The organism is Streptomyces sp. (assembly GCF_035645055.1).
Lineage (GTDB): Bacteria > Actinomycetota > Actinomycetes > Streptomycetales > Streptomycetaceae > Streptomyces.
This window is the reverse complement of the sequence record NZ_DASQNH010000022.1, coordinates 1-8,852: the sequence shown is the minus strand read 5'-3', so window position 1 is coordinate 8,852 and position 8,852 is coordinate 1. Positions and strand designations below refer to the sequence as shown.

Genomic DNA, 8,852 nt, shown 5'->3' with positions numbered 1-8,852 from the left:
CGGTTGAGGTCGATGGTGACGGAGGACCGGCTGTGGACGGTCACCCCGCGCGCGTACGTCGTACCGCCGATCGACAGGCCCTGCCGCTGCCACACCCAGCCGCTCTCGCCGATCCGCATCTCGGGCCCGGTGCCGTCGCCGCTGACGTCGTACGCCAGCTCGTTCCACTGGTAGATCACCGGCGCGGGCGGTGGAGTGGGCGTCGGAGTCGGGCTGGGCGCGGGCGGGGGAGTCGGGGTCGGGGTGGGTGTCGGGCTCGGCTCGGGCGTGGGGGTCGGCGTCGGCGTGGGCGTCGGGGTGGGGCTCGGCACCGGTGACGGGGCGGCCACGGGCGCGATGACCGTGGGCCGCGGTGCGGGCCTCTTCGGTGACGGGGCCGGGGACGGCGGCTCCGGCTGGGGCGTCGGCGCGGACACGGGCGGCTTCGCCACCGGCTTCTTGGGCGTGCTGTCGTCGCCCACGAGCGCGAGCGCGACGGCCGCGGCGGCCACCGCCACCACCCCGGCGGCGACACCGGCCCTCACCGGCGCCCCCACCCCTTCGGTGGCGGCACCACCCGTGCCGGCCCCGCCCGCGCCGCCGGACGTGCCGCCCGCCGCGGCGGCGGCACCCGCCGCCCCGGCCCCGGCGCCGCCCGCGATGAGTCCGGCCGCCTTGGCGTACCCGGCCGCGCCGAACCAGCCGATGACGGCCACCGGCACCACGGCGGGGATCCCGCTGGCGACCTCTTCGATCTGGCTGGCCGCCAGCCGGCACTTGGCGCACTCCTCCAGGTGCTTGCGCAGGCCGCGCTCCGCGCGGGTGCGCAGTTTGCGGCGGGCGTAGGTGCCGAGCTGGTCGGCGTAGCGGGCGCACTCCTCGTCGGTGGCGAGGGTGGTGCTGACATGGGCCTGGAGATAGGCCTGCCTGAGGCCTTCGCGGGCGCGGCTGGCGAGCACCCGCGTGCCGTTGGCGTCGAGCCCGAAGAGTGTGGCCACCTCGCTCGGCGACTCGTCCTCGACCTCGGTGTGCCACAGCACGGCCTGCCAGCGCTCGGGCAGCGAACGGAACGCCCGCATGGCCAGCGACTGCTCGGCCTCGTGCATGGCCCGTACGTCGGCGCCCAGGTCGGCGCCCAGACCGAGGCCCGATCCGAAGGAGCCGAGCGACGACGTCGTGCCGGACACCTCGGACATCCGCGCGGCCTGGGAGGCGAACAGCGCGAAGTCGTCGACGAGCTGCTCGCGCCTGGCGGAGCCGGTCCAGTTCGCGGCCACGCGGCGGACGCCGGTCAGCAGATAGGCGCGTACGGCGTGTTCGGGCCCGGAGCCGCCGCGCACCGCCTGGAGCATCCGGGCGAAGACCTCGGCGGTGAGGTCGTCGGCGGTGTGGGCGTCACGGCAGCAGGTGCGCGCGTAGCGGCGGACGGCGTCCGCGTGGCGCCGGTACAGCTCCTCGTACGCCGTGTCGTCACCGGACCGCATCCGGTCGATGAGTCCGGCGTCGGAGGGCGGCAGTTCGCGCGGTGGCGACAGGATCCCGCTGTCGTCGCGCCGGCCGCGCTGCGCCGGTACCGATCGCTCCGGGGGGAGGCCCGTCGACGGGCGGCCGGATGCCGGGTGGCCGGACACCGGATGGCGGGGTGCCGGGTGGCCGGCGCGTCCGCCCTGGCTGGGCACCTGGAGTGGAACCGGACCGTCGGCTTCCGGTTCACCGTCGCCCAGTGACTCGTCCCGCCCGTCGACGCTCATCGCGGAAAGCCCCCGCCGCCAGCCCAACCCGTCCCGACCACCGGGTCAGAGTGCCACACCGGTTTTCGGCCGTAGCCCGGTAGGACGAGCCGTCCACTCGTCCGAGGGGACTCACCGCGGCGCGGTACTGGCCCTCACCCGTTGGGGGAGGCCTCAACGGCGCCCACGGAGGCGACGTCGGCATAGCACCGGTGATGCCGCGAGATGCCCGCAGACAGGAGCGTGGGAGGACGAGGAGGGGCGCGGGCACCACGGCGCCCACGCCCCCCATCACCCCATCGAGCCACTGAAGGCGGCCGTCACACCGGCCGCGACCGCAGCCCCTCCAGCAGGATGTCGAGCAGCCGCGCCGAGGCCGCCGCCTGCTGCGCCGCGTCCGGCAGCGAGGGCGCCGCCGTCGCGATCACCAGCAGGACGTCCGACACCGACACGTCCGGCCGCAACTCGCCCGCCGCGCGGGCCCGCTCCACGAGCTGGCCCACCACGTCGAGCAGCGCCGCCGCGCCCGCGTCGTCCCCGACGGCCGAGTGCTCCGGCACCAGCCGCAGCTCGCCGCCGCCGGGCTGGGTCCGCTGCTGCGGAACCCGCGCCTCGTCCGGCCCCGCGCCGCCGTCCTCGGCGACGCCGACCCGCAGCACCTGCGGCGGCAGCAGCCGCCCGGCGCCCGAGGCCACCGACGTCCGCAGGAAGCGGGACAGCGCCGACCACGGCTCGTCCTCCTGCCCGAGCGCCGCCCGCGCCTGGTCGGTCAGCCGGGAGGTCTCCTCCTCGGCTATCCGCCGGACCAGGACGTCCTTGCTCGGGAAGCGCCGGTACACCGTGCCGACGCCGACCCGGGCGCGCCGCGCCACGTCCTCCATCGGCGCGCCGTACCCCAGCTCGCCGAAGACCTCGCGCGCCGCGCGCAGTACGTGCTCCAGATTGCGCTGTGCGTCCACGCGCAGCGGTGTGGTCCGCGCACCGTCCCCGCGTCCGTTGCCCACCGCCGCGCCGACCGCGCCGCCGGATGCGATGGCCGACGCGGAAGACCAACGAGAGTCCTGAATGTGCATAAGAAATCCCCCGGTAATGACGTCTCCCCCCGGAGACTCTCCCCGCCATTGGTTGCCGGAGCGGCGGGTGGAACCGGCTCGTGTCGTGAGCCAGCCGGTCGAGCCCGCCCGTCGCGGACCCGAGAGGCAGCATCCCCCTGCACCCCGTCGAAAGACGAACATAGTTGAGAGACCGTCAATTCAGAAGGGGCAGGTTCCGCACGGAGCGCCCCCCGATCGGAGTACGGGCCGTATACGTCCCGATTGCACCCCCATATGTCACCCGGCTTACGCCCCCTGACCTGCGGTGCTTCCGCGTACGCCGGTGATTCGGCCAACCGGGGCGTACCAGTCGTGCGGTCACACAAATTGCCGGGGCTGTGGACAAACGCAGGCGCCGGGTGCGTCATGGGATGGTGAAGGAACGTGCGCGCATTCTCGTTGTCGGCGGCGGCTACGTCGGGATGTACACGGCCCTGCGCCTCCAGCGTCAGCTGAGAGCTGAACTGAGGCGGGGCGAGGCGGAGATCACGGTCGTCACCCCTGAGCCGTACATGACGTATCAGCCGTTCCTCCCCGAAGCGGCCGCCGGTTCCATCTCCCCGCGGCATGTCGTCGTACCGCTGCGCCGTGTCCTGCCGCACTGCCGGGTCATCGTCGGCGAGGCGCGGTCCATCCGGCACGCCGAGCGCACCGCCACCGTCACCACCCTCGCCACCGAGGAACAGGACGCACCCCCCGAGGAGCTGTCCTACGACGAACTCGTCCTCGCCCCCGGCTCCGTCTCGCGCACCCTCCCCGTCCCCGGCCTCGCCGACCACGGCATCGGCTTCAAGACCGTCGAGGAGGCCATCGGGCTGCGCAACCACGTCATCGAGCAGATGGACATCGCCTCCTCCACCCGCGACCCCGCGATCCGCGACGCCGCCCTCACCTTCGTCTTCGTCGGCGGCGGCTACGCCGGCGTGGAGGCGCTCGGCGAGCTGGAGGACATGGCCCGCTACACAGCGCGGTACTACCACAACCTCACACCCGACGACCTGAAGTGGATCCTCGTCGAAGCCTCGGACCGCATCCTGCCGGAGGTCGGCGAGGAGATGGGCCGCTACACGGTCACCGAACTGCGCCGCCGCAACATCCAGGTCCTCCTCGGCACCCGCCTGGAGTCCTGCGCCGACCGGGTCGCCGTCCTCAGCGACGGGCAGCGGTTCCCCACCCGTACGGTCGTCTGGACGGCCGGCGTCAAACCGCATCCGATCCTCGACGCCACCGACCTGCCCCGCACCGAGCGCGGCAGGCTGCGCTGCACCGCCGAGCTGACCGTCGAGGGGCACGCGCACGCGTGGGCCGCGGGCGACGCCGCCGCCGTTCCCGACGTCACCGCCGCGCCCGGCACCGAATGCGCCCCCAACGCCCAGCACGCCGTCCGCCAGGCCAGGGTCCTCGGCGACAACATCGCGCGCTCCCTGCGCGGCGAACCCCTGCGGCCGTACTCCCACAAGTACGCCGGCTCCGTCGCCTCCCTCGGCCTCCACAAGGGCGTCGCCCAGGTCTACGGGCGCAAGCTGAAGGGCTACCCCGCGTGGTTCATGCACCGCGCCTACCACCTCAGCCGCGTCCCCACCTTCAACCGCAAGGCGCGCGTCCTGGCCGAATGGACCCTCGCGGGCCTCTTCAAACGGGAGATCGTCTCGCTCGGATCACTCGAACACCCCCGAGCGGAGTTCGAACTCGCGGCCGGGGGAAAACCTCCGTACGACCCGAAGGGGTCGTCCTGACCGAAGCGAGGAACTCCGCGGGCCACCGGGGCGTCTGACGGATGTCGGTCCGGTCGGTCACACTGCCAGACTGGTCCACGCCGACGGAGCGGGCCCCCGCCCGCCCTGCCCGCCGAACCCACGAGGCTTTCCCAAGTGCTGCACTTCCCGGGGGCGGTGGCCCCCCGCGGTCACCACCGCGCCGCCCCCAAAGGACCGCGCCGGGCCCGGAGCCGGCCGACGACGACTACACGAGGCAAGGATTCGTGAACTTCACGCGCTGGAGCGCCCGGCTCCCCGGAACGCAGCGCCGCGCCGCAGCGCGGACCGAACCCACGGTCGCCCCGGACCGGCGGAGCGAGGGCCGAGGCGAGGGCTCCGTCCCCGCGGCCCGCGCCGAGCACCTCACCGACGAGCCGCCGCCCGTCCCCGCCGTCGACGAGCTGCCGGTGCGCGAGGTGCTGGACCGGGTGCCCGCCCTGGTCGCCCTGGTCCACGGCACCGACCACCGGCTGGCCTACGTCAACGAGGCCTACGCCGCCGCCTTCGGCAGCCGCCCGCCCGGCGAACCCGCCCGCGACGCCCTGCCCGAGCTGCGGGAACTGGGCCTGCTGCCGCTGCTCGACCAGGTCCTGCGCAGCGGCAAGCCCCGCACCCTGAAGTCCCGCAAGGCCGTCGACGGCCGCTCCTACACCTTCACCTGCACCCCGGCGGTCCGCGAGGGCGACCACAGCGGCGGTGGCGTGCTCGTCTTCGCCACCGACGTCACCGACCACGCCGAGGCCGCCGAACGGCTGCGCGCCAGCGAACGCCGCCAGCGCGAGACCGCCGTCACCCTCCAGCGCTCCCTGCTCCCCCAGGAACTCGAAGAACCGGACGACCTGCGCATCGCGGCCACCTACCACCCGGGCGGCACCGAGGCGGCCGTCGGCGGCGACTGGTACGACGTGATCACCCTGGGCGGCGGCCGCACCGCCCTCGTCATCGGCGATGTCATGGGCCGTGGTGTCCGCGCGGCGGCCGTCATGGGCCAGCTCCGCACGGCGGTGCGCGCCTACGCCCGCCTGGACCTGCCCCCGCACGAGGTCCTGCAACTCCTCGACGGCCTCGCCACCGAGATCGACGCCAACCAGATCGCCACCTGCGTCTACGCAGTCCACGACCCCAACGACGGACGGCTGGTGTACGCCTCCGCCGGCCATCTGCCCATCCTCGTCCGCGACGAGAACGGCACCGTCCAGCGCGCCGACGAGCCCACCGGCCCGCCGCTGGGCACGGGCGGCTGGATGCACGCCTCCGGCTCCATCGCCCTGGGCCCCGGCTCCACCGCCGTCCTCTATACGGACGGACTGGTCGAGCGCCGCGACGCGGACCTGGACGAGGGCATCGCCGCCCTGGAACACGCCCTGGCCGGCGCCACCGGCACCCCCCAGGTCGTCTGCGACCGCCTGGTCCGCTCGGCCGGCGTCACCGCCGACCACGACGACGACGTCGCCGTCCTCGTCCTCCAGCACCCGGCCCGCACCGGCCCCGCCGCAGAGCTGTTCCGCAACGCCGCCCTGGAACTCCTCGGCGGAGTCGAGGCGGCCCCGCGCGCGCGGGCCTTCGCCTCCGGTGTCCTCACCAGCTGGCGCTTCCCGGCGGACCTGCACGACCTGGGCGTCCTGGCCGCCAGCGAACTGGTCGCCAACTCGCTTCAGCACGGCACCCCGCCCATGCGTCTGCGCCTGCGCCGCACCGACCGCCGCCTGATCATCGAGGTCACCGACGGCGACGACCACCTCCCCCGCCGCCGCCGCGCGGAGCCCGGCGACGAGTCGGGGCGCGGCATCGCCATCGTCGCGACCATCGCCTCGAACTGGGGATGCCGCCGGGCCCCGGGCGGCGGCAAGGCCGTGTGGTGCGAGTTCGCGCTGCCCAGGGGGTGAGGGGGACTCATCCCCTGGGCAGGAGTCAAGCCTCGGCCGACACCGGCTCCGCCACCGAGCCGGCCCGCGCGACGACCCGGCTCCGGGCGAGGTACGGGTGGTCCTGGGCCTCGGTCAGACGCCGGCCCAGGCGTATCGCCAGGACGCTGATGCCGAGCGAGAACAGCAGGAACGTCACGATGTACGGCGCGTGCAGCGAGGCGCCCATGGGACCGCCCACCGCCGGGCCGACCGCCAGGGCGAGCTGCTTCACCAGGGCGAACGCCGAGTTGTACTGCCCGGCCATGCCCTCCGGCGCCAGATCGGCGACCAGCGGCGCCACGGTCGGCGACAGCATCGCCTCACCGAGCCCGAACAGCGCGTACGTCGAGACGAAGGCGGCCGTGGCCATCTCCTGGCTGCCGTGCCCCAGCCCGGCGTACCCGGCCGCGAGCCAGGCCACGGCCCAGATCAGCCCGACACATGCGATCACCCGGGAACGCCGCCGCCGCTCCACGAACCGCAGCACGGCGAACTGGGCCACGACGATCACCGCCGTGTTCGCGGCCAGCGCCGTCCCCAGCGCGGACGTCGATATCCCGGCGGCCTCCACGCCGTACGCGCTCAGCCCCGACTCGAACTGCCCGTAGCAGGCGAAGAACAGCACGAAGCCGAGCACGGACAGCTGCACCATCGCGCGGTTGCCCATCAACTGCTTCCAGCCGCCCTTGGCGGACTGCGCCGGAGCGCCCTCGATCCGCGGCGAGTGCGGCATCCGCACCGACGCCATCACCGCGACCAGCAACAGGAACATCGCCGCCTCGATCGCGAACAGCAGAGTGAAGGAGGAGACCCGCGTGGTGTCGACGAGGTGGCCGCCGATCAGACCGCCGACACCCAGACCCAGGTTCTGCAGGAAGAACTGCATCGCGAACGCCCGCGACCGCGTCTCCGCCGACGAGCAGTCCACGATCATCGTCGCCAGCGCCGGCTGCATCACGGCCTGCCCGGCACCCAGCAGCGCCGCCGCCAGCAGCACGGTGACCGCGCCGCCCGCGAGCCCCAGGCCCAGCGCACCGACGGCGGCCGTGACCAGGGCGGTCTGCAGCACCGGAAGCGGGCCCCGCCGCACGATCGCCCGGCCGGCGAACGGCAGCACGATCAGCGCGGCCACAGCGAACACGGCGAGGACCAGCCCCGCCGTCACCGCACCGAGTCCCCGCACCTGCGCCACATAGACGTACAGGTAGGGGACGGTGAAGCCGAGCCCGAACGCGCTGAGTGCGTTGCCCACGTGGATCCGGCGCATCGCAGCGCCCATCGCCCTGGTCACGTTCACCTCTCTCAGACAGCAGGAACAAGTTAGGAGTGAAGACTTCGACTCTAAACTTCGAAGCTAAAGAGTACATGTCGAAGGACTTCGACGCCAAGCGGTTCCGTGCGATACTTCGGCCCATGGGTGACACCCCCGGCGTCAGTGAGCCGACCCTCGAAGAGCAGATCGCCGCCTACCAGCGCGAGTTCCAGGACCTCGACCCCCAGGTCGAGAAGATCGTTTCGGCCCTGTCCCGGCTGAACCGCCGTATGAACGTCGCCTACGGCCGCCAGACCGCCGCCCTCGGCATCAGCAACGCCGAGTGGGAGGTCCTCAAGGCCCTCGTCCTGTCCGGCGCGCCCTACCGCATGGGTCCCAGCGACCTCGCCAAGCGCCTCGGCCTCACCCCGGCCGCGATGACCCACCGGATCGACCGCATGGTCGCCGAGGGGCTGGTCACCCGGGAGCGGGACGAGAACAACCGCGTGCGGGTGATCGTGGAGCTGACCACGGAGGGCCGCGAGAAGTGGCTGGAGGCCATGCGCCTCGCCACCGTCTTCGAGGAGGACCTGCTCCAGGACCTCACCCCCGCGGAGCGTGCCGTCCTCGGCGAAGTCCTGACCCGGCTGCTGCGCCGGGTGGAGCACGCCCAGCCGGACGCCGGCGGACGCCTCTCCGACCTGGACTGACGCGGTCGCCGAGCCGCTCAAAAAGATCTTGACAGGGGCCACTTGACACCCTTCTGTCGGATCCGTAGAGTTCTTCGGGTTGTCGCGGAGCCGGAACGGTTCTGCGACGGCACCTTCCGCCGCGCAAGCGGCACCTCAAACCAGCAAGATCTCCCGACGGGTTGATTTCGGCGTGCCTGAATTCAATTCGATTCGGGACTCGGCGGCCCGATTGGGAATCGCCGAGAGGATCCGCTAAAGTTTGAGACGTCGGAACGGCCCAAGGGCCGCGAGGACAACCCACTCTGACTGGGAGTCAGGCCCGAAAGGATCTGATAGAGTCGGAACCGCCGGAAAGGGAAACGCGAGAGCGGGAACCTGGAAAGCACCGAGGAAATCGGATCGAGAAAAGATCTGATAGAGTCGGAAACGCAAGACCGAAGG

6 protein-coding genes are annotated in these 8,852 nt (G+C 72.8%); 3 read left to right on the top strand and 3 right to left on the bottom strand.

Going from position 1 to position 8,852, the window contains the following annotated elements; translation table 11 throughout:
- The coding region (locus VE614_RS07625; RefSeq protein WP_324933954.1) for a sigma-70 family RNA polymerase sigma factor at positions 1-1,730 on the bottom strand (1,730 nt) is incomplete at its 3' end.
- A gap of 299 nt (positions 1,731-2,029) precedes the next feature.
- Positions 2,030-2,782: a helix-turn-helix domain-containing protein gene (locus tag VE614_RS07620; protein ID WP_324933952.1), complete on the bottom strand. Its 753-nt coding sequence runs from the start codon at positions 2,780-2,782 to the stop codon at positions 2,030-2,032.
- Positions 2,783-3,174: 392 nt separating this feature from the next.
- Here VE614_RS07620 and VE614_RS07615 point away from each other — a divergent pair, with 392 nt between their 5' ends.
- Together VE614_RS07615 and VE614_RS07610 are read left to right on the top strand one after the other, a co-directional pair.
- Positions 3,175-4,539, top strand: coding sequence for an NAD(P)/FAD-dependent oxidoreductase (locus tag VE614_RS07615; RefSeq protein WP_324933950.1), 1,365 nt, complete (start codon positions 3,175-3,177; stop codon positions 4,537-4,539).
- A 245-nt stretch (positions 4,540-4,784) separates the two neighbouring features.
- A complete protein-coding gene (locus tag VE614_RS07610; protein ID WP_324933948.1) occupies positions 4,785-6,446 on the top strand; it encodes an ATP-binding SpoIIE family protein phosphatase in 1,662 nt (553 codons plus the stop codon).
- Positions 6,447-6,471: 25 nt separating this feature from the next.
- Here the strand turns inward: VE614_RS07610 and VE614_RS07605 are convergent, their stop codons facing one another.
- On the bottom strand, positions 6,472-7,746 hold the full coding sequence (locus VE614_RS07605; protein WP_324933956.1) for an MFS transporter: 1,275 nt from the start codon (positions 7,744-7,746) through the stop codon (positions 6,472-6,474).
- A 134-nt stretch (positions 7,747-7,880) separates the two neighbouring features.
- Here VE614_RS07605 and VE614_RS07600 point away from each other — a divergent pair, with 134 nt between their 5' ends.
- Entirely contained in the window at positions 7,881-8,429 is a 549-nt protein-coding gene (locus VE614_RS07600) for a MarR family transcriptional regulator (RefSeq protein WP_324933946.1), read from the top strand.
- The last annotated feature ends 423 nt before the right edge of the window (positions 8,430-8,852 follow it).

What these genes read in the sequence shown, in the direction of transcription:
- VE614_RS07615 (WP_324933950.1), top strand. Translation starts at nt 3,175, where the DNA reads ATGGTGAAGGAACGTGCGCGCATTCTCGTTGTCGGCGGCGGCTACGTC.
- VE614_RS07600 (WP_324933946.1), top strand. Translation starts at nt 7,881, where the DNA reads ATGGGTGACACCCCCGGCGTCAGTGAGCCGACCCTCGAAGAGCAGATC.
- VE614_RS07620 (WP_324933952.1), bottom strand. Translation starts at nt 2,782, where the DNA reads ATGCACATTCAGGACTCTCGTTGGTCTTCCGCGTCGGCCATCGCATCC.
- VE614_RS07605 (WP_324933956.1), bottom strand. Translation starts at nt 7,746, where the DNA reads ATGGGCGCTGCGATGCGCCGGATCCACGTGGGCAACGCACTCAGCGCG.